At 74.1% G+C, this 21,793-nt stretch carries 19 protein-coding genes; 15 read left to right on the plus strand and 4 right to left on the minus strand.

Annotated elements, in window-relative coordinates; translation table 11 throughout:
* The 3 genes from AB0K51_RS32745 to pntB all read left to right on the plus strand — a co-directional run.
* On the plus strand, positions 1-111 hold a 111-nt coding region (locus AB0K51_RS32745; protein WP_363458710.1), incomplete at its 5' end, for a 2-oxo acid dehydrogenase subunit E2.
* A gap of 338 nt (positions 112-449) precedes the next feature.
* Positions 450-2,006 (plus strand): Re/Si-specific NAD(P)(+) transhydrogenase subunit alpha, encoded by a 1,557-nt coding sequence (locus AB0K51_RS32750; protein WP_363461571.1) that lies wholly within the window; start codon positions 450-452, stop codon positions 2,004-2,006.
* A gap of 6 nt (positions 2,007-2,012) precedes the next feature.
* Positions 2,013-3,473: a Re/Si-specific NAD(P)(+) transhydrogenase subunit beta gene (pntB, locus tag AB0K51_RS32755; protein ID WP_363461573.1), complete on the plus strand. Its 1,461-nt coding sequence runs from the start codon at positions 2,013-2,015 to the stop codon at positions 3,471-3,473.
* Positions 3,474-3,513: 40 nt separating this feature from the next.
* On the opposite strand, the gene AB0K51_RS32760 is transcribed toward pntB, so the two are convergent.
* On the minus strand, positions 3,514-4,908 hold the full coding sequence (locus AB0K51_RS32760) for an amidase (RefSeq protein ID WP_363461575.1): 1,395 nt from the start codon (positions 4,906-4,908) through the stop codon (positions 3,514-3,516).
* 148 nt (positions 4,909-5,056) lie between these two features.
* Here AB0K51_RS32760 and AB0K51_RS32765 point away from each other — a divergent pair, with 148 nt between their 5' ends.
* From AB0K51_RS32765 to AB0K51_RS32800, 8 genes are all read left to right on the plus strand, one after another.
* Entirely contained in the window at positions 5,057-6,670 is a 1,614-nt protein-coding gene (locus AB0K51_RS32765; protein WP_363461577.1) for an MFS transporter, read from the plus strand.
* A 166-nt stretch (positions 6,671-6,836) separates the two neighbouring features.
* Positions 6,837-7,094, plus strand: coding sequence for a hypothetical protein (locus AB0K51_RS32770; protein ID WP_363461605.1), 258 nt, complete (start codon positions 6,837-6,839; stop codon positions 7,092-7,094).
* The gene (locus AB0K51_RS32775) at positions 7,091-7,651 is read left to right on the plus strand and encodes a glycoside hydrolase family 6 protein (protein WP_363461603.1); all 561 of its coding nucleotides are present in this window, start codon (positions 7,091-7,093) and stop codon (positions 7,649-7,651) included. Before AB0K51_RS32770 ends, AB0K51_RS32775 begins: the two co-directional genes overlap by 4 nt.
* Before the next feature lie 315 nt (positions 7,652-7,966).
* Complete coding sequence (locus AB0K51_RS32780) at positions 7,967-9,520, plus strand: ATP-binding protein (protein WP_363461579.1); 1,554 nt, start codon at positions 7,967-7,969, stop codon at positions 9,518-9,520.
* Positions 9,517-9,924, plus strand: a complete 408-nt coding sequence (locus AB0K51_RS32785) for a roadblock/LC7 domain-containing protein (RefSeq protein WP_363461581.1) — start codon at positions 9,517-9,519, stop codon at positions 9,922-9,924. The genes AB0K51_RS32780 and AB0K51_RS32785 overlap by 4 nt, the downstream gene beginning before the upstream one ends.
* Before the next feature lie 70 nt (positions 9,925-9,994).
* A complete protein-coding gene (locus AB0K51_RS32790) occupies positions 9,995-10,351 on the plus strand; it encodes a DUF742 domain-containing protein (protein ID WP_363461583.1) in 357 nt (118 codons plus the stop codon).
* The gene (locus AB0K51_RS32795; RefSeq protein WP_363461585.1) at positions 10,332-10,946 is read left to right on the plus strand and encodes an ATP/GTP-binding protein; all 615 of its coding nucleotides are present in this window, start codon (positions 10,332-10,334) and stop codon (positions 10,944-10,946) included. The genes AB0K51_RS32790 and AB0K51_RS32795 overlap by 20 nt, the downstream gene beginning before the upstream one ends.
* A 48-nt stretch (positions 10,947-10,994) precedes the next feature.
* Positions 10,995-12,431: a cytochrome P450 gene (locus AB0K51_RS32800; protein WP_363461587.1), complete on the plus strand. Its 1,437-nt coding sequence runs from the start codon at positions 10,995-10,997 to the stop codon at positions 12,429-12,431.
* A gap of 7 nt (positions 12,432-12,438) precedes the next feature.
* Here AB0K51_RS32800 and AB0K51_RS32805 read toward each other — a convergent pair whose 3' ends face one another.
* The 3 genes from AB0K51_RS32805 to AB0K51_RS32815 form a co-directional block, all read right to left on the minus strand.
* On the minus strand, positions 12,439-13,668 hold the full coding sequence (locus AB0K51_RS32805; RefSeq protein WP_363461589.1) for an MFS transporter: 1,230 nt from the start codon (positions 13,666-13,668) through the stop codon (positions 12,439-12,441).
* A 40-nt stretch (positions 13,669-13,708) separates the two neighbouring features.
* Positions 13,709-15,139: an MFS transporter gene (locus tag AB0K51_RS32810; protein ID WP_363461591.1), complete on the minus strand. Its 1,431-nt coding sequence runs from the start codon at positions 15,137-15,139 to the stop codon at positions 13,709-13,711.
* Positions 15,140-15,543: 404 nt separating this feature from the next.
* On the minus strand, positions 15,544-15,909 hold the full coding sequence (locus tag AB0K51_RS32815) for a nuclear transport factor 2 family protein (protein ID WP_363461593.1): 366 nt from the start codon (positions 15,907-15,909) through the stop codon (positions 15,544-15,546).
* A gap of 134 nt (positions 15,910-16,043) precedes the next feature.
* Here AB0K51_RS32815 and AB0K51_RS32820 point away from each other — a divergent pair, with 134 nt between their 5' ends.
* The 4 genes from AB0K51_RS32820 (at position 16,044) to AB0K51_RS32835 (ending at position 21,602) form a co-directional block, all read left to right on the plus strand.
* Positions 16,044-19,007, plus strand: a complete 2,964-nt coding sequence (locus AB0K51_RS32820) for an AAA family ATPase (RefSeq protein WP_363461595.1) — start codon at positions 16,044-16,046, stop codon at positions 19,005-19,007.
* A 39-nt stretch (positions 19,008-19,046) separates the two neighbouring features.
* Entirely contained in the window at positions 19,047-19,676 is a 630-nt protein-coding gene (locus AB0K51_RS32825; protein WP_363461597.1) for a hypothetical protein, read from the plus strand.
* Between the two features lie 123 nt (positions 19,677-19,799).
* Positions 19,800-20,564 (plus strand): IclR family transcriptional regulator, encoded by a 765-nt coding sequence (locus AB0K51_RS32830; RefSeq protein WP_363461599.1) that lies wholly within the window; start codon positions 19,800-19,802, stop codon positions 20,562-20,564.
* A 318-nt stretch (positions 20,565-20,882) separates the two neighbouring features.
* A complete protein-coding gene (locus AB0K51_RS32835) occupies positions 20,883-21,602 on the plus strand; it encodes an MIP/aquaporin family protein (protein ID WP_363461601.1) in 720 nt (239 codons plus the stop codon).
* Positions 21,603-21,793: the final 191 nt, after the last annotated feature.

Consider the following 21,793-nt stretch of genomic DNA (forward strand, 5'->3'; position numbering starts at 1 on the left):
CTGGCGCTCTCCTTCGACCACCGCCTGGTCGACGGCGAACTCGGCTCCAAGGTCCTCGCGGACACCGCGGCGATCCTGGAGTACCCGAAGCGCCTCATCACCTGGGGCTAAAGGGAAAGTTGCACGATCCAGGGGCCCGGGGAACGGCGGGGGTGCCTGGCGGAGGGGTCTCGAGCGCGCTGACGGTCTGGAGGCTCCGGGAAACCGGAAGCACCCAGACGCACCGCGCCCGACAACCCCACCGCCACTCGCCTCGCAGTTCCCCGAGCCCCTGCTGCGCAGGGCCCCGAGCCCCTGCGGGCACTCGCTTCAGCCATGTGGTGACACATTTCACGGCTTCATTCGCTCTCACGAAGGCTCTTGGGAGTCTAGGTTCCTGCGACCAAGGGGAGTAGTTCCCCTCGACCGCTGCGCCCGGCACCACCTCCTTCGACGAGAGAGAACGAGAGATGTCTGGATACGACTCCTCGCCGCGCCCGCCCCAACGGGTCGGTGTGGTCGCCGAGTCCGCGCCCGGGGAGACCCGGGTGGCGGCGACACCGTCGACGGTTCGGGGGCTGCTGGCGTTGGGCTACGAGGTCGTCGTCGAGTCGGGCGCGGGTTCGTCGTCCGGGTTCGGCGACGAGGCGTACGCGGAGGCCGGGGCCAGTCTCGGGGACGCCTGGGCGGCCGAGGTGGTGCTGAAGGTGAATGCGCCGTCGGACGCCGAGGTGGCCCGGCTGCGCGACGGTGCGACGCTGGTGGGCCTGCTGACGCCGGCTCAGCGGCCGGAGCTGCTGGAGGCGCTGTCCGCGCGTCCGGTGACGGCGCTGTCGCTGGACGCGGTGCCGCGGATCTCCCGCGCGCAGTCGATGGACGTGCTCAGCTCGATGGCGAACATCGCGGGGTACCGGGCCGTCATCGAGGCGGCGCACGTGTTCGGCCGGTTCTTCACCGGCCAGGTGACCGCGGCGGGCAAGGTCCCGCCGGCGAAGGTGCTGGTGGCGGGTGCGGGCGTGGCGGGGCTGGCCGCGATCGGTGCGGCCTCCAGCCTCGGCGCGATCGTCCGGGCCACCGACCCGCGTCCCGAGGTGGCGGACCAGGTGCGGTCGTTGGGCGGCGAGTACCTGCCGGTGGAGGTCGCCCAGGAGGCGAGCACCGACGGGTACGCCAAGGCGACCTCCGCGGACTACGACCGGGCCGCGGCGGAGCTGTACCACGCGCAGGCCGCGGACGTGGACATCGTGATCACCACCGCGCTGATCCCGGGCCGCCCGGCGCCGAAGCTGCTGACCGCCGAGGACGTGGCGGCGATGAAGCCGGGCAGCGTGATCGTCGACATGGCGGCCGCGCAGGGCGGCAACGTCGCGGGCACCGTGGCGGGCCGCACCGTGGTGACCTCCAACGGGGTGACCCTGATCGGCTACACCGACCTGGCGTCGCGGCTGCCGGCGCAGGCCTCGCAGCTGTTCGGCACCAACCTGGTCAACCTGCTGAAGCTGCTGACGCCCGGCAAGGACGGGCAGTTGGTCATCGACTTCGAGGACGTGGTGCAGCGGGCGGTGACGGTGGTCCGGGACGGCGAGACCACCTGGCCGCCCCCGCCGGTCGCGGTCTCGGCCGCACCCGCCGCCGCCGCGGCCGCCCGGCCGGCCCCCGCCGAGCCGAAGCCCTCGCGGGTGACGCCGGGTGTCCGGTTCGGCCTGATCGGTCTCGGGATGCTGGCGATGTTCCTGCTGGTCGCCTTCGCCCCGACCCAACTGGCGGAGAACTTCACGGTGTTCGCGCTCGCCGTGGTGATCGGCTACTACGTCATCGGCAAGGTCCACCACGCGCTGCACACGCCGCTGATGTCGGTGACGAACGCGATCTCCGGGATCGTGGTGATCGGCGCCCTGCTGCAGATCGGGCACGAGAGCGTGCTGGTCACGGTGCTGTCCTTCGTGGCGATCCTGCTGACCAGCGTGAACATCTTCGGCGGTTTCGCCGTCACCCGCCGCATGCTGAGCATGTTCTCGAAAGGCTGAGCCCCGATGACTTCCCTCACCGCCGCGCACGCCGCGGACCTGGTCGCCGCCCTGTTGTTCATCCTCAGCCTGGCCGGCCTCTCCCAGCACCGCACCTCCCGGGCCGGCGTCGTCTACGGCATCGCCGGCATGGCCCTGGCCCTGGTCGCCACCGTCGTGGTGGCCGCCCAGGACATCAGCGCGGGAGCGGTCGCGCTGATCCTGCTCGCCATGGCGCTCGGCGCCGCGATCGGCCTGTGGCGGGCCCGGCAGGTCGAGATGACCCAGATGCCGGAACTGATCGCCGTCCTGCACAGCTTCGTCGGCCTGGCCGCGGTGCTGGTCGGCTGGAACAGCTACCTCGAGGTCGAGCGGCACGGCGACGCGCAGACCGCGGTCGGCGCAGACCTGCTGAGCATCCATCACGCCGAGGTGTTCATCGGCATCTTCATCGGCGCGGTCACCTTCACCGGGTCCATCGTCGCCTTCCTGAAGCTCTCCGCCCGGATCAACTCCCGCCCGCTGGTGCTCCCCGGCAAGAACGCGCTCAACCTGGGCGCGCTCGGCGCCTTCGTGGCGCTGACCGTCTGGTTCACCGTCAGCCCGAACCTGGGCCTGATGATCGCCGTGACGGTGCTCGCGCTGCTGCTGGGCTGGCACCTGGTCGCCTCGATCGGCGGCGGCGACATGCCGGTCGTGGTCTCCATGCTGAACAGCTACTCGGGCTGGGCGGCGGCCGCCGCGGGCTTCCTGCTCGACAACAACCTGCTGATCGTCACCGGCGCGCTGGTCGGCTCCTCCGGTGCGTACCTGTCGTACATCATGTGCAAGGCGATGAACCGCTCCTTCCTGTCCGTGATCGCGGGCGGCTTCGGCATCGAGGCGCCGTCCGGCGGCGACGCGGAGGAGGGCGAGCACCGCGAGGTCCGCGCCCAGGAGGCGGCCGAGCTGCTCGCCGCCGCCAAGTCGGTGATCATCACCCCGGGCTACGGCATGGCGGTCGCCCAGGCCCAGCACCCGGTGGCGGAGCTGACCCGCCGACTGCGCGACCGTGGCGTCGAGGTCCGCTTCGGCGTCCACCCGGTGGCGGGCCGGCTGCCCGGCCACATGAACGTGCTGCTGGCCGAGGCGAAGGTGCCGTACGACATCGTCCTGGAGATGGACGAGATCAACGAGGACTTCGCCGACACCTCGGTGGTGCTGGTGATCGGCGCCAACGACACCGTCAACCCGGCGGCCCTGGACGACCCGTCCAGCCCGATCGCGGGCATGCCGGTGCTGCGGGTCTGGGAGGCCGAGCAGGTCGTCGTCTTCAAGCGCTCGATGGCCTCCGGCTACGCGGGCGTGCAGAACCCGCTGTTCTTCCGCGAGAACAGCTCCATGCTCTTCGGCGACGCCAAGCAGAGCGTGGACGACATCCTGGCCGCCCTCGACGCGGACGGCCGCGGCGCCGCGGCGGCCGACCGCCACGCGGCGGCCGGCCGGTAGGGCTTGTCTGACAACTCCCGCCGTGGCGGCGGGTCCGGGTTCAGTCCTGGATCCGGCGCCACGGCCGTTCGGCCTCCAGGGCGTACGCCAGCTCCAGCAGCACCCGTTCGCCGCCGTGCGGCGCGGACAGGTGGACGCCGATCGGCAGGCCCTCCGGGGTGCTGCCGGTCGGCAGTGCGATGCCCGGGCCGCCGGAGACGTTGTTGACCGGGGTGAAGGCCACGTACCGGTGCAGCCGGGCGATCAGCTCCTCGAACGGCACGGTCGGGCTGAGGTGGCCGAGCGGCGGGGTGGTGTGCGCGAGCACCGGGGAGAGCACCGCGTCGTGCGTGTGGAACAGCCCGGCGTAGCTCCGCTCGACCTCGCGCAGGCGGCGCAGCGCCCCCGGCAGGGCGGTGAACTCGCGCTGGAAGGTGCGCCGCAGGCCGGTGGTGAGGCCGTCCAGGCCGCGGGCCCGGAAGCTCGGGTCGAGCAGCAGGCGACCGCTGGTGGCGATCAGGAAGGCCAGGAAGCCCCAGTACAGCGTGAAGTCCTGCTGGAACTGCGCGCCGAACGGCAGGGCGAGCGGCTCGACCCGGTGCCCCATGTCCTCCAGCCGGGCGGCGGTCTCCTCGACGGCGCGCCGGGTCTGCTCGTCGGCCGGTGCGACCGGCGAGTCCAGCACCAGGCCGATCCGCAGCGGCCGCGCGCCCGGCCCCTCGACCAGGCCGATCGGCGGCAGCACCGCGCTGCGGCGGCGGCGCTCGGCGGCGGCCAGGAAGACGGCGGTGTCGCGCACCGAGCGGGTGACCACGCCGTCGGTGACCAGGTCGATGGGCAGCCGCCGGCCCTGGTCGTTGGGCGCCAGCCGGCCGCGGGTGGGCTTGAGGCCGACCAGTCCGCAGGCGGCGGCCGGGATCCGGATCGAGCCGCCGCCGTCGTTGGCGTGCGCGATCGGCACCACGCCGGCCGCGACCAGCGCGGCCGAGCCGCCCGAGGAGGCGCCCGCCGAGTGGCTGGTCAGCCAGGGGTTGCGGACCGGTTCGGCGGCCGCGTACTCGGTGGAGGCGTTCAGGCCGAACTCCGGCAGCCGGGTCTTGCCCTGCACCGCCAGGCCGGTGCCGAGCAGTTGCTCGGCGAACAGCGCGCTGCGCCGCGCGGGGCGGGCCCGGAACGCCGCGCTGCCGTGCCCGGTCGGCATGCCGGCCAGGTCGACGTTGTCCTTCAGGTAGGTCGGCACCCCGTACAGCGGTGCGCCGCGGTGCGGTGCGGCGGCCCGCGGCGGCTCGGCGGGGACGAACGCCAGCGGCGCCAGCGCGCCCTCGACCCGCCGGGCCCGCTCGGCGGCCGCCGCCGCCAGCTCGCCGGGGCTGACCGCGCCGGTGCGCACCAGCTCCGCCAGCCCGACCGCGTCGTGTTCCCCCAGCGCGTCGTCCCCGAACGCGTGCACTCGCATGCCCACCGCGCGAACTCCCATCCCTACCGGCCGGTAATCCCGTGCGGAGTCTAGACAACCCGGTCGCCGCGCGCTGCCCGGATCGCCGACGACGTGTCATCGGCGGTTCCCGCGGCGGCGCGGGTTAGCGTGTGGGCCGGGAGGCGTGATGAACCGTTGGAAGACTCTGATCGTCCTGGGGATCGCCCAGTTCCTGATGGTGCTCGACGCCTCCGTGATGAACGTGTCGATCAGTCAGCTGGTCGCGGACTTCGACACCGAGGTCACCACGATCCAGGCCGTCATCACCCTCTACACGCTGGTGATGGCGGCCTTCATGCTGACCGGCGGCAAGATCGGCGACATCTACGGCCGACGGCGGGTCTTCGTGGTCGGCATGGTGGTCTACGGGGTCGGCTCCGGGCTGACCGCGGTGGCGCCGACGGTCGGCGTGCTGGCGCTCGGCTGGTCGGTGATCGAGGGGCTCGGCGCGGCGCTGGTGCTGCCCGCGCTGGCCGCCCTGGTGGCCGGCTCCTACACCGGGCGCGAGCGTGCGGTGGCGTACGCCGTCATCGGCGGACTGGCGGGCGCCGGGATCGCGGTCGGGCCGCTGCTGGGCGGCTGGGTCACCACCTACCTGACCTGGCGGCTGGTCTTCGCCGGCGAGGTGGTCCTGGTGGTGGTGATCCTGCTGCTGATGCGCTGGGTGCCGGCCCAGCCGGAGCCCGACCGCCGGCCGCACCTCGACGTGTGGGGCGTGGTGCTCTCCGCCGCGGGCCTGGCGCTGATGGTGCTGGCCGTGCTGCAGAGCGGCACCTGGGGCTGGGTCGAGCCGCGCAACCCGCCGTTCACCGTCATCGGCTTCGCGCCGACGCTGTTCGTCGTCGCGCTCGGCGGAGCGCTCGTGTACGCGTTCTGCCGGCTCGAACGGCACCGGGAGCGGCGCGGCCTCGACCCGCTGGTCGCGCTCGACCTGTTCGACAACCGGCCGCTGCGCGCCGGGCTGATCACGCTGTTCAACCAGAACACCGTGCTGCTCGGCCTGTTCTTCGTGATCCCGCTCTACCTCCAGGTGGTGCAGGGGCTGGACGCCTTCGAGACGGGTCTGCGGCTGCTGCCGGTGTCGGTGACCATGCTGGCCGCCTCGATGTGCGGCTCGCTGCTGCTGCGCCTGGCCTCGCCGCGGACGATCGTCCGGATCGGGCTGCTGGTGCTGCTCGCCGCGACGCTGTGGCTGATCGTCGCGATCGGCCCGCAGCTGAAGGGCGCCTCGTTCGCCGGGGCGATGGCGCTGCTCGGCGTCGGGCTGGGCATGCTCGCCTCGCAGCTCGGCAACACGGTGCAGTCCAGCGTGCAGGCCGGGGAGCGCAGTGAGGCGGGCGGCCTGCAGTACACCGCGCAGAACCTCGGCTCCTCGCTGGGCACGGCGCTGATCGGCGCGATCCTGATCGGCGCCCTGGCCACGTCCGTCACCAGCGAGATCGAGAGCGACCCGCGGATCTCCGCGGCCGTCGCCGACCAGGCCGCGACCCAGGTGGAGGCGGGCGTGTCCTTCGTACCGGCCGCGGAGGTGGCGGCCGCGCTGGCCGCGCAGCCGAGCGTGCCGCCCGCGGAGGCCGCCGTGCTGGTGGAGAACTACCAGGAGGCGCAGATCCAGGGCCTGAAGGCGGCGGTGCTGGCCTGCACGGGGATCACGGCGGGCGCGCTGCTGTTCACCCGCCGCCTGCCGTCCGCCCGCGTCGGCCGGGAGCCGGACGCGGCGGCGAGCGGCGACGACGGGTAACTTTCACGGCGCCGCGGGCCCGCGCCGCCGCCCACCTGGGCGGTCGCCGGGACGGTTCGCGCCTGGCCGGGGCCCGTCTTGACGCTCCGTCGGCGCGCTGGCTGCATGGTCGGCGCCTGTCGAACGACCGTCGAACCAGCCCCGCGACCTCGGGAGATCCCCCGCCATGCGCCCACCCCGGCCGACCCGTGGCCTGCTCTCGCTCGCCGTCCTGCTCTCCGGCGCCGACTCCGCGCAGTGGATCGACGCGCTGGCGACCGGCCCCGGAACCCGGAGGACCGTGGTGGTCCTGGAGCCGGACGTGCTGGCCCTGTCCCCCGCGTACTGCGGCGGCACCACCGCCCAGCAGCGGGACCGGCTGGCGCAGATCGGCGCCGCGGTGGACCGGCTGGAGCGGCAGCCCGGCGCGCTGGCTTCTTCCTGAACGTCTCCAACTACCAGACCGACGCCGACCTGGTCCGCTACGGCAAGCAGGTCTCCGGCTGCGTCTGGTACCTCCAGCACACCCCCGGCGCCGCCGCCGACTCCTGCGCCAACCAGTACTGGCCCGCGGCGGACGCCGACGCCTGGTACGCGAGCCACGTGCCCGCCTCGGCCGCGCTGACCCACTTCGTGATCGACAGCAGCCGCAACGGCAAGGGTCCGTGGACGCCCGCGCCCGGCACCTACTCCGGCGACCCGCAGACCTGGTGCAACCCTCCCCCAGCCCCGAGGGGGGCTGGGAGGTGCCCCCATGGCCGCAGCCTCGGCACCCGGCCCACCGCCGCGACCGGCGAGGCCCTGCTCGACGCCTACCTGTGGATCAAGGTCCCGGGCGAGTCCGACGGCAGCTGCACCCGCGGCACGGCCGGGCCCGCCGACCCCGAGTACGGCACCGTCGACCCCGCCGCCGGCGTCTGGTGGCCCGCCCAGGCCCGCTCCCTCGCCCAGCTGGCCGCCCCCGCCCTCCGCTTCAACACCGGCCTGTTCCCGACCCGCTGACGCCCCCGCACTCCCCCACCCACCGCCCCGGGCCCCCACCCCGGGGCGGTGCCGCGTTCCGGGAACGACAGAGCCTCCGCGCGGGACGGCCTAGCACTCCGCCCGGCCGCCGTGCCGGGGATCGCGCCGGGAGTCGCTCGTACAGGTGAATCCGGGGCGGGATGCCACGGGCTGGGGCCGTGGACGAGAAGCCTGGTGCCGGGAGTTCGGACGTGTTCCGTCAAGTCGGACCAACTCCGGTCCGTGGAAACCTTGCTGACGGCACGTCACGGGACTCCCGCGCGCCGCCCGTCCTGTCCCTTCGAGCGTTCGAGGATGATGATGCTTCGTGTCGGATCGTCACCGGGAAACCGGCTGCGTACCGCCGTTCCGGTCGGCCTGCTGCCCGCGGCGGTGATCGCTGCGGCGGCCGCCGTCGCGGCGGCGGCCCCGCAGGACGCGCGCGCGGCGGTGCTCTGGTGCGGCCTGGCGGGGACGGCGGCGACGCTGCTGGCCGGACTCGCCGCGGTGCGCCGCGGCCGGGCACTGGCGGAGCTGCGCGAGCAGTGGGCGGCGCGGGAGCAGGAGCTGCAGCGGCACCTGGAGCGGCAGCGGGCCGAGATGTACGAGCTGGCGCGCACCACCGTGCCGGAGGCGATCGGCCGGATGCAGCGCGGCGAGTACCACGGCGACGTGCTGCGCACGTACCTGGCGCAGCCGCCGGTGCTGGGGCCGGAGTTCAACAAGGCGCGGATCGCGGTGCTGCGCTCGGTGCTGTTCGCCGTCGACGAGGAGTCGGCGAAGCGCGAGTCCACCCAGCGGGCGGTGGTGAGCATCGCCCGGCGGGTGCAGGCGATCGTGCACCGCCAGGCGGTGGACCTGCGGCGGATGGAGCACCGGCACGGCACCGTCGCGGCGGTGCTCGCCGACATGCTGACGCTGGACCACGAGAACGCGCTGATCGGCCGGCTCGCGGACAGCATCTCGGTGCTCGGCGGCGCGCGGCCCGGCCGCCAGTGGAACCGGCCGGTGGCGCTGTACCGGGTGCTGCGCGGCGGGATGTCGCGGGTCCTCGACTACCGGCGGATCGAGCTGCACCCGGTGTCGGACGTGGCGGTGCAGGGCCCGGCGGTCGAGCCGCTGATCCACGCGCTGGCCGAGCTGCTGGACAACGCCACCCGGTACTCGCCGCCGCAGACGATGGTCCACCTGACCGCCTCCGAGGTGCAGAGCGGCATCGCGATCGAGATCGAGGACGGCGGCCTGAGCCTGGGCGAGGAGGGCCGGGCCAAGGCCGAGCGGATGCTCGCCGAGGCGGCGGCCGGCATGGACCTCGGCGACCTCGGCGAGACGCCGCGCCTGGGCCTGGCGGTGGTGGGCCGGCTCTGCAAGGCGTACGGCTTCCAGGTGGCGCTGCGCTCCTCGGCGTACGGCGGCGTGCGGGCGGTGCTGATCGTCCCCGCCGAGTACCTGACCACCGCGCCGAACGCCGAACGGACCTTCGGCATCGGCGGGATGGCGCCCGGCCCGCTGCCGGAGAAGGACGACCCGAGCATCCCGCCGACCCTGGTGCGGAACTGGAAGCCGAAGTCGGTGCTGGGCGCGACCCGGCGCGCGGCGTCCGGGCCGGTCCGCACCGTCGCGCCGGCCCCCGAGTACCAGGACGACTTTCCGGTGGTGACCGAGCGCACGCCGAGCGGCCTGCCGCAGCGCCGCCGCCACACGCCCGGCGTCCGGCTGGCCGCACCGGTCGGCCCGTCCGCCGAGCAGCCGGCCCAGCCCGGGATGTGGCTGGCCGCGTTCACCGAGGGCGTGACCGGCCAACGGCAGCCCGCCGGGCCGGACGGCGACCACACGAGTGAAGAGCCCGCAGGGAGGGGCGAGAAGTGATTCAGCAACGGACCGACTTGGACTGGCTGCTCCGCGACCTGGTGGAGACCGTCCCGTACGCCCGGCACGCCATCGTCCTGTCCGCCGACGGCCTGCGCCTGGCCCAGCACGGCGCCGACCCGGACACCGCGGACCGGCTGGCCGCCGCCTGCGCCGGCCTGCAGAGCCTGGCGCACGCAGTGGGCCAGGAGTTCCCGTACGCCGACGGGCGGATGCGGATGGTGGTGATCGAGGTCGGCGGCGGGTTCTTCTACCTGATGGCGGCCGGCTCCCGCGCGTACCTGGCACTGCTGGCCGACGACGGCGTGGACCCCGGGCTGGTGGGCGCGCACATGCGGGACCTGGTCGCCCGGGTCGCCGAGCACCTCTCCACGCCTGCGCGCACCGGCGAGCCCCGCGCGTGAGGGCCCAGGCGCGCCCGGCGGCGAAGGCCCGGCCGGGACCCGGCCGCACCGGGCGCCGCAGGGTGCGGACATGACGGCCGATCAGCGCGCGGACGACGACGACCCGGACCGGTTCTACGTGGTCGGCAGCGGCCGCAGCCCGCAGGACTCCCCCACCGGCTTCGACCTGGTCACCCTGGTCGTGGCGCGCACCGAACCGCGGCCGGCCATGCCGCCGGAGCAGGTGGTGATCCTGCGGCTGTGCGGCTCGCCGCTGTCGGTCGCCGAGCTGTCCGCGTACCTGCGGCTGCCGGCCGGCCTGGTCTCCGTGCTGCTGGCCGACCTGCTCGACGACCACCTGATCGAGGTCCGCGCGCCGGTGCCGGTGGCCGCCCTTCCCGACCTTTCCCTGTTGGAGGCAGTGATCAATGGACTTCAGCGGCTCTGAGCCGGCCGGGCCGCAGGAGGCGGACCTGCTCCCGGCCTCGGTCTCCGCGGCCGTCAAGATCGTGGTGGTGGGCGGCTTCGGCGTCGGCAAGACCACGCTGGTCGGCTCGGTCAGCGAGATCCGCCCGCTGACCACCGAGGAGACCATGACCCAGGCCGGGGTCGGCGTCGACGACCCGGCGGGCGTGGAGCTCAAGACCGCGACCACGGTCGCGATGGACTTCGGCCGGATCACCATCAGCGACCAGCTGGTGCTGTACGTCTTCGGCACGCCCGGGCAGGAACGGTTCTGGTTCCTGTGGAACGGCCTGTTCGAGGGGGCGCTCGGCGCGGTCGTGCTGGTGGACACCCGGCGTCTGGAGGGCAGTTTCGACGTCCTCGGCCGACTGGAGGACCGCGGGGTGCCGTTCGTGGTCGCGACCAACACCTTCCCCGATTCCCCGGACCATCCCGTCGAGGAGATCCGGGCCGCGCTCGACCTGCCGCCCGAGGTGCCGATCGTGGCGTGCGACGCCCGGACCCGCGAGTCCAGCCGCGACGTCCTGATGGCCCTGATGCGCTACCTGTACGCCCTGGCCGCACAGCCCGTCGGCTGACGGCCCGTCACCCCCCTTCATCCTCTCCCTCACCTCCCCGGAGCGCCCGTGACCTCCTCACCAGTCCCACCCCCCGGCTGCCCCGCCCACGTCGGCACCGCCGCCACCGCCGTCGCCCCGACCGGCCCGGGCGGGGTGCGGCGCCTGTACGGGCCGGAGGCCGAGGCCGACCCGGCCGGCCTGTACGAGAAGCTGCGCGCCGAGCACGGCGAGGTGGCGCCGGTGCTGCTCCACGGCGACCTGCCCGCCTGGCTGGTGCTCGGCTACGCGGCCAACCTGATCGCCATGCGCACCCCGTCCCGGTTCTCCCGGGACTCCCGCCGCTGGACCGAGTTCCAGGAGGGCCGGGTCGCCCCGGACTCCCCGGTGCTGCCGGTGATCGCCTGGCAGCCGGTCTGCTCGTTCGTCGACGGCGCCGAGCAGCGGCGGCTGCGCACCGCGGTCACCGACGGCCTGAACCGCTTCGACCGGCGCGGCATGCGGCGTCACGTCACCCGCTTCGCCGACCAGTTGATCGCCGAGTTCGCCCCCGCCGGGCAGGCCGAGCTGGTGAGCCGGTTCGCCGAGCACCTGCCGATGCTGGTGATGACGCAGCTGCTCGGGATGCCCGACGAGTACGGGCCGCGGCTGGTCGAGGCGGCCCGCGACCTGGTGAACGGCACCGCGACGGCGGTGGCCAGCAACGAGTACGTGGTGGAGTGCCTGCGCCGCACCATGGAGCGCAAGCGCCGCTCCCCCGGCTCCGACCTGGTGACCTGGCTGATGGAGCCCGCGTCGGGCCTCACCGAGGACGAGGCGCTGCAGCACCTGCGCTCGGTGCTGCTCGCCGCGAACCAGACCACCATCACCCTGATCTCCGACACCCTGAAGATGGTGCTCACCGACGAGGGCTTCCGCGCCCACCTGTCCGGCGGCCAGATGACGCTGCCCGACGCGATCGACCAGGTGCTGTGGGACGCCCCGCCGTTCCAGCTGGTGCCGGGCCGCTGGGCCACCGGCGACACCGAGCTCGGCGGCCGGCAGATCCGGCGCGGCGACATGCTGGTGCTCGGGCTGGCCGCCGCCAACAACGACCCGGCGGTCCGCCCCGACCTGTCGGAGCAGCTCTACGGCAACCGTTCGCACCTGTCCTTCGGCACCGGTCCGCACGAGTGCCCGGGCCAGGACATCGGCCGGGCGATCGCCGACACCGGCATCGACATCCTGCTGACCCGCCTGCCGGACCTCCGGCTCGCCGTCGACGAGGACGAGCTGGTCTGGAAGTCGAACTGGATGTCCCGCCACCTGCAGGCCCTGCCGGTGCGCTTCACGCCGCGCACCCTGGCGCCGCCGCCGCCGTCCGCCCCCGACCTGTCGGAGGCCGACTTCGCGCCGGCCCCCGAAATGCCGTTCGCCGCCCCGCCGTTCGCCGCCGCTTCGGCGGTCGTCCCGGCGCCGCGCCGCGGCAGCTGGTGGCGGGCGCTGCTCGACCGGCTGTGGCCCTGACGGAACGTCACTCCCCGCTGCGGGCCGGCGGCCGGTCGCCGGTGCCGGCCCGGCGCACCAGGTAGACGGCGGACGCGGCGGCGAGCAGGGCCATGCACGCGGCGAAGACCAGGCCCGCGTCGGCCAGCCCGAGGGGTTCGGCGAGCAGGCCCACCCCGATGACGGGGATGGAGATGCCGAAGTAGGCGACCACGAACAGGGCGGACAGCACCCCGCCGCGGCGGTCGGCGGGCGCCGCGGCGGCCACCTCGCCGACCGCCCCGCGCAGGCCCATGCCCTGGCCCGCGCCGCCCACCAGGGCGGCCAGGACCAGGGCGGGCAGCGTGGTGGTGGCGAGCGAGATGCTGAGCAGGCCCAGCCCGATGATCAGCACCGCGCAGCCCAGCGGGATCGCCCGGGCGGTGCCGAGCCGGGGCACCAGCAGTTGGCCGATCGTGGAGGCGAAGAACGCGGCGAAGACGACCAGCCCGACCGTCGCGTGGTTGTGGATGCCCAGGTCCTCGGCGAGGAACGCCGGGCTGACCGAGGTGAAGACGCCGAGCAGCGCGAACCCGGCGAAGGTGGCGATCCCGGCCGGCACGAACACCCCGCGCACCTCCGGCGGCAGCGTCGGCCGCTGCACCCGGGCGGTGCGCAGCGGCCGGGCCCCGGCGACGGTCTCCGGCAGCAGCCACACCACCGCGAACGACGCCGCCAGCATCACCAGGTGCACCACGAACGGCAGTACCAGCGGGTTCGGCGCGTACTCGGCGAGGAAGCCCGACAGCAGCGTCCCGCAGCCCAGGCCGCCCATGTTGGCCGCGGTCGCCGCGAACCCGGCCCGGGCCCGGCGCTCCGGCCGGGCGAGTTCCAGCACGTACGCGGTGGCCGTGCCGGTGAACAGGCCCGCCGACAGTCCGGAGAAGAGCCGCCCCGCGAACAGCAGCGGCAACCCCTGCTCCGCCAGGAAGCAGGCCGCGCTGATCCCCGCCGCCACCAGCCCGCACAGCAGCACCGGCCGCCGCCCCACCGTGTCCGACACGTTCCCGACCAGCAGCAGCACCCCGATCACGCCGAAGGCGTAGACCGCGAACACCACCGTCACCATCAGCTCGGAGAACCCGATCTGTTCCTGGTACAGCCCGTACAGCGGCGTCGGCAGCGTCGTCCCCACCATGCACACGGCGAACGCGGCCGCCGCCCCGAGGTAGGCCGAGCGGCCCGGGGCGGCGGAGCGGTCGGTCAGGCGATCATCCATCTCTCCACGCTATGTCCTGCGCGGCGGTGCTGACGGTCATTCAGCGGGAGCCGCCGCGCCGCGCCCGGGCCGCGGGCAGGAGCTGCACGGTGGCGGCGAGGGCGAGTTCCAGGACGGTCAGGGCGAGGAGGGAGGTGCCGAAGCCGGAGCGGACGGTGGGGGCGCCGTAGAAGAGGATGCCGATCAGGGCGACGCCGAGGGCTCCGCCGACCTGCTGGACGGTGGCCACGGTGCCGGAGGCGGAGCCGACCAGGTGGGTGGGGACGCCGGCGAGGGCGGAACCGGTGAGCGGGGCGATCACCAGGCCCATGCCGAGGCCGTCCAGGATCAGGGCGGGGACCAGCCAGAGGGCGCTGTGGGCGCCGGAGTCGACGGTGATCCGGAGGGCGGCCAGGCCGCCCGCCATCAGGACGGCGCCCAGCGCGACGGCCTGGCGGCCGAGGCGGGCGGCGACCCGGTGGGCGTTCAGCGAGGTGGCGAGGTAGCCGGCGCCGAGCGCGGTGAAGACCGTTCCGGAGCCGAGCGCGTCCAGGCCGCGACCCTGCTGCAGGTAGATCGCGAGGACCAGGAAGAACGACGCCTGGCCGAGCCAGAAGGCGAGTTGGGCGAGCATGCCGGCGCTGAACGCGCGGGTCCGGAACAGGTGCGGGTGGACCAGCGGGGAGCCGCCCCGCCCGGCCAGCCGGACCTGGTGGCGGGCCAGCGCCGTCCACAGCACGGCCGAGCCGCCGAGGCTGACCCAGGTCCAGGCCGGCCAGCCGCTCGCCCGGCCCTGGATCAGCGGGAGCGCCAGCGTCACCAGCGCGGCCGTCACCAGCAGCACGCCCGGCAGGTCCAGGCTCGGACGCTGCGGCGCCCGCGACTCCGGCACCGTCCGCGGCACCAGCACCAGGGTGGCCAGCCCGACCGGGACGTTGATCAGGAAACACGCCCGCCAGTCGGTGCCGAACAGGTCGGCCCGGATCAGCACCCCGCCGATCAACTGGCCGAGCACCGCGCCCAGTCCGAGGGTCAGCGCGTACGAGGCGAACGCCTTCGCCTGCGCCGCGCCGTGGAAGCCGGTCCGCAGCAGGGCGAGCACCTGAGGCCCCATCAGGGCGGCGCCGAGGCCCTGCACCACCCGGGCGGCGATCAGGAACGCCGGTCCGGTGGCCAGTCCGCAGGCCGCGGAGGCGAGGGTGAACACCGCCAGGCCGAGCGAGAACATCCGGCGGCGCCCGAGCAGGTCACCGAGCCGTCCGGCGGTGATCAGCCCGCCGGCCAGCGCGAGGGCGTACCCGGCCATCACCCACTGGATCGCCGACGCCCCGGCGTGCAGGTCGCGTTGGACGGCCGGGATGGCCACGTTGACGATGAAGAAGTCGAGCGCCGACATGAAGGTGGCGGTGAGCACGACCGGCAGCAGTCCGCGCGGGGCGACGGGCTGCTCGGCCACGGCGGGCACGGTGGCCGGCGGGCTGACGGTGGACACGTGAGGACTCCTCGGGTGCGGCGGGGGGGGGACGGGCGGGGCACTTCGGTACGTTCGGCTCGTGCGGGCTCTTCCGGTCTCGCGGGCTCTGCTGATCTCCCAGGCCCTGCGGGCGCACCGGCTCTTCGGCTCTTTCGACCCTTCGGGCCTTCGACCTTGCGAGACTTCGGCTCTTCGGCTCTTTCGGCTCTCCGGCCCGTCGACCCTTCGACCCTTCGGCGCTTTCGGCCCTTTCAGCTCTTCGGGCCTTTCGGCTCTTCGGCCCTTTCAGCTCTTCGGGCCTTTCGGCACTGGGCCTGTCGGCTCGTGTGGGTCGTGCAGGCCGTGCAGGTCTTGCGGGTTGACGGGGCGTCGGCCGGGCGGGGACGTGACGGTGGTAGGAGTCGCCGCCCGGCCGGAAGGATTCAGGCCGTCGCCGGGACCTTGTCGAGGAAGCCGTGCACGGTGGCGATCCGGCCCTCCGGGTCGGCGGCGAGCACGTCGAAGCCGACGATCAGCGGCTCCGCGCCGGCCGGGCCGAGCTCCCAGCTGAAACGGCAGAGGTGGTGGTGCGCGTCGACCGGCCCGGCCAGCCGGAAGACCCAGCCGGGGAACTGGGCCTGGACGGCGGCCAGGGTGGCGTCCAACTCGTCCCGGCCGTTGGCCTCCACCAGCGGGTCGGTGTAGCTGCCGTCCTCCGCCCAGGCGTCGTCGATCAGCTTGCGGCGGGCGGCCGGGTCGGTCTCGTTCCAGGCGGCGAGGTAGCGCTCGGCGAGGTTCTGCAGGTTCATCGGTTCCTCCGGTCTCGGATTCGGCGGTGCGTCCTTGCAGGTCAAGACGGTACGGACGGGCGGCGGACGGGGAATCCGTCACGCTTAGGCAATGACCGGCCGGGCCCGTCGGCCGGTGTAGGTAGGGTCGGGCCATGCGGCTGTACGGGCGGGGGCGGGAGCAGGCGGCGATCGGTCGGCTGCTGGCGGGGGCACGCGAGGGGACCAGCGGGGTGCTGGTGCTCCGGGGCGACCCGGGGATCGGCAAGACCGCGCTGCTGGACGACGCCCTGGCGCGGGCCGACGGCTTCCGGGTGCTGCGGGCCTCCGGGGTGGAGTCCGAGGCGTCGCTCTCCTTCGCCGCGCTGACCCAGCTGCTGGCCGCCGCACTGGACCGGGTAAGTGCTCTACCGGGACCGCAACGCGCTGCGCTGGAACGGGTGTTGGGCCTCGCCGACGGCCCGGCGGGCGGCGGCGACCGGCTGCTGGTCGGCCTGGCGGTGCTCACCCTGCTCGGCGACCTCGCCGAGGAGCGGCCCCTGCTGTGCGTGGTCGACGACCTGCAGTGGGTCGACCACGGCTCGGTGCAGGCCCTCCAGTTGGCGGCCCGCCGGCTCGGCGCCGAACGGGTCGTCCTGCTGCTCGCCACCCGCCCGGACGGACCCGACCTGCCCGGCCTGCCGGAGCTGCGCCTCGATCCGCTGGACCCGGCCGAGGCGGCCGCCCTGCTCACCGCGATCGCCCCCGAACTCCCCTCCCCGGAGCGGGTGTTGGCCGAGGCGCAGGGCAACCCGCTGGCCCTGGTGGAACTCCCGCAGAGCGGACCGGCCGCACCCGGCACGGCCGCGCTGCCGATGGTCGGCCGGCTCCGGGTCGCCTACCACGGCCAGGTCAGCCGCCTGCCCGCCGGCACCCAACGGTGGCTGCTGCTCGCCGCGCTCGAGGAGACCGGCGCGCTCGACGTCCTGCTCCCCGCCGCCGCCGCGTCCTGGGGCCTGACGGCCGTCGAGCTGGCCCCGGCAGAGGCCGGTGGCCTGGTCCATGTCGACCTCTCCGCCGGGCTGCTGACGTTCCGTCATCCGCTGCTGCGCTCCGCCCTGGTGGACCGCGCCCCGCTCGCCGAACGCCTGGCCGCGCACGCCGCACTCGCCGACGCCCTCGGCCCGCAGGCCCCGCTGCGCCGCGCCTGGCACCGGGCGCTCGCCGCCACCGGCCGCGACACCGCCGTGGCGGAGGAACTCGCCGCCGCGGCCTCCTCCTCGGCCTCCCGCGGCGGCCACGCGGGGGCTTCCGCCGCGTACGAGCGTGCCGCGAGGCTCAGTCAGGACCCTTCACGGGAACGGGAGTTGACGGTCGCTGCAGTCGAGGCCGCGCTGGAAGCCGGCGAACTCGGCCGCGCCGAGGAACTCTCCGCCACCGCGATGGCCGGCCCGGCCCCGGACGACCTCACCCGCGCCCACCTGCTCTTCGCCCGCGGCATCGCCGAGTTCTGGCGCGGCGACTACCGCTCCTCCTTCCAACGCCTCACCCAGGCAGCCGACCTGGTCGCCACCACCGCCCCCGGCCCAGCCGCCCGCGTCCTCGTCCAGGCCATCCACGCCGCCTGGTACGACGACGCCACCTCCGTCCACCAAGCCCTCACTGCCCTCCGCACCCTCCCCCTCCCCCCCACCGACCCCGCCACCCCCCTGGTCCACTACCTGACCCGGTCCCTCGCCCACCTCACCCCGAACCCCGCAATCGCCGCAGGCGCAGGAGCAGGAGCGGGAGCAGGCAATAGCGCGAGCGCCGCAGGCACGCCCGCCGAGAGCGCAGACGCCGGCACCCACCAGCCGCCCTCCGGGCCCGCAGCCGCCCACCCGGCCGACACCGCCGGGGGCGCCCAGCCTGCACCCACCCCCGCGGAGCCCGCCCCGCTCCGCCCGGTACCGGCCCGCCCGGCCGAGACCACCGGCCGTGCCCCCGTCCCTTCCCTCCCCTTCAAGCCCGCCGCAGGCGATGTCTCCCTCACCACCGCCGAGCGCGCAGCTCGCGCCGCCGGTGCCGCCGTGCCCGTGGATCTGGTGTTGCCGTGCGGGGTCGGTCTGGTGCCGGGGCATGACGACGAGGTGCTCGATCTGGCGCGGCGGCTGGTCCGGGAGGCGCGGGAGACCGGCGCGTTCGGGACGCTGCCGACGTTGTTGTTCTTCCTCGCGGAGGCGGAACTCTTCGACGGCCGACCGGAGTCCGCGACCGCGCAGGCCGCCGAGGCCTTGCAGCTGGCGCTGGACAGCGACCAGTCGCTGTGGGCGGGCCAGTTGCACGGCTTCCTGGCGTACGCGGCAGCCACCCGCGGCGCCGAGGAGGACTGCCGCGAACACGCCCGCGCAGCGCTCGCGGGCGGCAACTCGGGTGCCCCGTGGTCGCGTTGGGCGCTCGGCGTGCTGGAGCTCGGGGCCGGCCGGGCCGAGGACGCGCTGGCCCAGCTGGACGCCCTGGCGCGCAGCCCGCAGCACTTCCACGTCTCCGCCGTCCGCTCCGTGCCGGACCTGGTCGAGGCGGCGGTCCGGCTGCGTCGCCCGGAGCAGACGGCGGAGCCGCTCGCCCGGTTCGAGCGGTGGGCGGAGCACTCGGGCCGTCCGTGGGCCCGCGCACTGGTCCACCGCTGCCACGCCCTGCTCGCCCCGGACGAACTCGCCGAGGGCCTCTACCGTTCGGCCCTGGACCTGCACGCCGAGCAGCCCCGCCCGTGGGAGCTGGCCCGTACCCGGCTGCTGTACGGCGAGTGGCTGCGTCGCGGCCGCCGCAAGGCCGAGGCTCGCGGCCCGCTGCGCGCAGCCGACCAGGCCTTCCGCCAACTGGGCGCCGAGCCGTGGTCGTTGCGCGCCCGCACCGAGTTGGACGCGACGGGCGCGGCGCCCGCCGCCGACCGGCCCGCCGCTCCGGACACGCTCTCCGGGCTGACCCCGCAGGAGAACCAGATCGTCCGGCTGGCTGCCCGCGGCCTGTCCAACCGCGACATCGCCGCCCAGCTCTTCCTCAGCGCCCGCACGGTCGGCTACCACCTGTACAAGGCGTACCCGAAGCTGGGCGTCACCTCCCGGACCGAGCTCTCCGAGCTTGTGCCGGAAGGGAGTTGACGGCCCGTCGAGCATGCACCGCAGGTTAGGGTGCGAAGCATGGCAGACGAGCTTCCGAACGTCGTGAACCGGGTGTCCGGCGGTACCGCGCAGTCCATCGTCCAGGTCGGCGTCATCCACGGGGACCTGCACGTCGGCCTCGCACCGAGCCGCCCGGACGGCGAGGCCCTGCTGGTGTCGGTGACGGCGCTGGACAGCGAGAGCGAGACCTACACCTTCGAGGGGCGGCACCGGCACCCGGACTCCTCGGTGAGCCTGGTGGTGGAGGCCTACACCGAGCAGGCGGTGATCCTGCACCGGCTGCGCCCGGTGGTGCTGCGGCGCTTCTCGCCGGACGCCCGAAGCGACGCACTGATGATGAGCGTGCGGACCTTCACCGTCGACCTCGACCTGCCGCCGGTCGACTTCAACGTCGACCTGGCCGGAGAGACCCTCGAGCGCTACTCGCTCGAACGGATGATCCGCCGGGCCACCGCCCAGCCGGAGCCCGAGGGCGAGCCCGACTTCCCGTTCGCGGTCACGGCAAGCTCCCCGGAGTACTTCCGGGTCTTCGCCCGCCACAACCGCTGGGACCTGGCCGAGTGGCGCCTGGAACTGGACTGGTCCTGTCTGGGCCGGCACGGCACCGTCCTGATCGACCGCGGCGACGGCAGGCCGTTCGTCTCCTGAGGCCCGCCCCCGAAGATCCGAAAGGATCCGGCAAGATCCGGAAGAGCGGGCCCGGCGGTGTGGCAAAGTGGTGGCATCAGTGTCGCGGTCGACATTGTCGTCCACCATTCTGCGGAGGTACCGATGCCCGGCCCGATCCAGTCGCTGTCCCGGGCGGCGGCGATCCTGCGCCTGCTGGCGGGCGGCGAGCGGCGGCTCGGCCTGTCCGAGGTCGCGGCGTCGCTGGACCTGGCGAAGGGCACGGCGCACGGGATCCTGCGGACGCTGCAGCAGGAGGGGTTCGTCGAGCAGGACCCGGAGAGCGGGAAGTACCAGCTGGGCGCGGAGCTGCTGCGGCTGGGCCAGAGCTACCTGGACGTGCACGAGCTGCGGGCCCGCGCGCTGGTCTGGGCGGACGACCTGGCCAGGGCCGCCGGCGAGACGGTGTACCTGGGCGTGCTGCACCAGCGCGGCGTGCTGATCGTGCACCACGTCTTCCGGCCCGACGACACCCGCCAGGTGCTGGAGGTCGGCTCGATGCAGCCGCTGCACAGCACCGCGATCGGCAAGGTGCTGCTGGCCTACGACCCGGTCGCGCGAGGCGAGTTGGGCGACGGGCCGTTCGAGGCGTACACCACCCGGACGCTGACCGGGGCCGCCGACGTGGACGCCGAGTCCGCGCTGATCCGCGAGCGCGGCTGGGCGGACTCGGTCGAGGAGACCTGGGAGGGCGTGGCCTCGATCGGCGCGCTGATCCAGGACCGGCGGCGCAACCCGGTGGGCGCGGTGTGCATCAGCGGGGCCGTGGAGACGGTCTGCCAGGACGGATTCCCCAAGCCCTCGCTGGTGGCGTCGGTGCGCAGCGCGGCGCGGGCGATCTCCCGCGACCTGGGGGCCGGCCGGTTCTGACCGGAGGAGCACGGCGGAAGGCGCGGACGGGCGGGAAGCCCATCCGCGCCTTCCGCGTTCCCCGGACCCGCTCCCCGGACCCGCTCCCGGGACCCGCGCGAAGCACCGTCGAGGGCAGTTCGCGCGTCGGCTGAGTCACAGCTGCGTAACCCTGCCTTGACGCAGGCAAGCCCGCAGGGAGAAGCTTCCGCATGTCGGTCGACATTGTCGAACGGCGGACGTTCGACTCGGACCCACCCCGCGCTCACCCGCACAGCGATCGAACGTCCCCTGCCCCCACCCCCCGCTCCTCCGGGCCATCAGGACAAGGGAGTCTTCGTGTCCGCGTTCTCCAACGGCGACATCTTCGTCGGCGAAACACTCGGTACCGCCGCGCTGATCCTGCTCGGCGGTGGCGTCTGCGCCGCCGTCACCCTCAAGAAGTCGAAGGCGATCAACGCCGGCTGGCTGGCGATCACCTTCGGCTGGGGCTTCGCGGTGATGATCGCCGCCTACATGTCGGCACCGAAGTCCGGGGCACACCTCAACCCGGCGGTCACCCTGGCCCTCGCCGTGGACAGCGGCGACTGGAGCAAGGTCCCGCTCTACCTCGGCTCCCAGCTGCTCGGCGCGATGATCGGCGCCGTGCTGGTGTGGGCGACCTACCTCGGCCAGTTCCAGGCCAACGAGGAGCCCACCCTCGGCATCTTCTCCACCGGCCCCGAGATCCGGAACCCGGTGCAGAACCTGCTCACCGAGATCATCGGCACCATGGTGCTCTGCCTGGCGATCCTCACCCAGGGTCTGACCAAGGGCCTGGGCCTGTCCGGCACCGGCATCCTGATCGTGGCCTTCACCGTGGTCGGCATCGGCCTCTCGCTCGGCGGCCCCACCGGCTACGCCATCAACCCGGTCCGCGACCTCGGCCCGCGCATCGTCCACTCGCTGCTGCCGATCCCGAACAAGGGCGGCTCGGACTGGTCGTACGCCTGGATCCCGGTGGTCGGCCCGGTCATCGGCGGCCTGCTGGCCGGCGGCCTGTACCACGTCGCGTTCTGATCCACCGCACGGCACCGCTCCCGGTCCGACCCACCATCGGGCCGCGTTCCCCCGAACCCTCCCCCAGAGCCGAGGTCCCCCGCATGACCGCCAACTACATCGCCGCGATCGATCAGGGCACGACGTCCAGCCGGTGCATCATCTTCGGCGCGGACGGCCGGATCGTCTCCGTCGACCAGCAGGAACACGCG

Source organism: Kitasatospora sp. NPDC049285, from assembly GCF_040678815.1.
Classification (GTDB): Bacteria; Actinomycetota; Actinomycetes; order Streptomycetales; family Streptomycetaceae; genus Kitasatospora.

What these genes read in the sequence shown, in the direction of transcription:
- AB0K51_RS32805 (WP_363461589.1), bottom strand. Translation starts at nt 13,668, where the DNA reads ATGGATGATCGCCTGACCGACCGCTCCGCCGCCCCGGGCCGCTCGGCC.
- AB0K51_RS32830 (WP_363461599.1), top strand. Translation starts at nt 19,800, where the DNA reads ATGCCCGGCCCGATCCAGTCGCTGTCCCGGGCGGCGGCGATCCTGCGC.
- AB0K51_RS32750 (WP_363461571.1), top strand. Translation starts at nt 450, where the DNA reads ATGTCTGGATACGACTCCTCGCCGCGCCCGCCCCAACGGGTCGGTGTG.
- AB0K51_RS32790 (WP_363461583.1), top strand. Translation starts at nt 9,995, where the DNA reads ATGACGGCCGATCAGCGCGCGGACGACGACGACCCGGACCGGTTCTAC.
- AB0K51_RS32795 (WP_363461585.1), top strand. Translation starts at nt 10,332, where the DNA reads ATGGACTTCAGCGGCTCTGAGCCGGCCGGGCCGCAGGAGGCGGACCTG.
- AB0K51_RS32815 (WP_363461593.1), bottom strand. Translation starts at nt 15,909, where the DNA reads ATGAACCTGCAGAACCTCGCCGAGCGCTACCTCGCCGCCTGGAACGAG.
- AB0K51_RS32760 (WP_363461575.1), bottom strand. Translation starts at nt 4,908, where the DNA reads ATGCGAGTGCACGCGTTCGGGGACGACGCGCTGGGGGAACACGACGCG.
- AB0K51_RS32765 (WP_363461577.1), top strand. Translation starts at nt 5,057, where the DNA reads ATGAACCGTTGGAAGACTCTGATCGTCCTGGGGATCGCCCAGTTCCTG.
- AB0K51_RS32780 (WP_363461579.1), top strand. Translation starts at nt 7,967, where the DNA reads ATGATGATGCTTCGTGTCGGATCGTCACCGGGAAACCGGCTGCGTACC.
- pntB (WP_363461573.1), top strand. Translation starts at nt 2,013, where the DNA reads ATGACTTCCCTCACCGCCGCGCACGCCGCGGACCTGGTCGCCGCCCTG.
- AB0K51_RS32825 (WP_363461597.1), top strand. Translation starts at nt 19,047, where the DNA reads ATGGCAGACGAGCTTCCGAACGTCGTGAACCGGGTGTCCGGCGGTACC.
- AB0K51_RS32820 (WP_363461595.1), top strand. Translation starts at nt 16,044, where the DNA reads ATGCGGCTGTACGGGCGGGGGCGGGAGCAGGCGGCGATCGGTCGGCTG.
- AB0K51_RS32770 (WP_363461605.1), top strand. Translation starts at nt 6,837, where the DNA reads ATGCGCCCACCCCGGCCGACCCGTGGCCTGCTCTCGCTCGCCGTCCTG.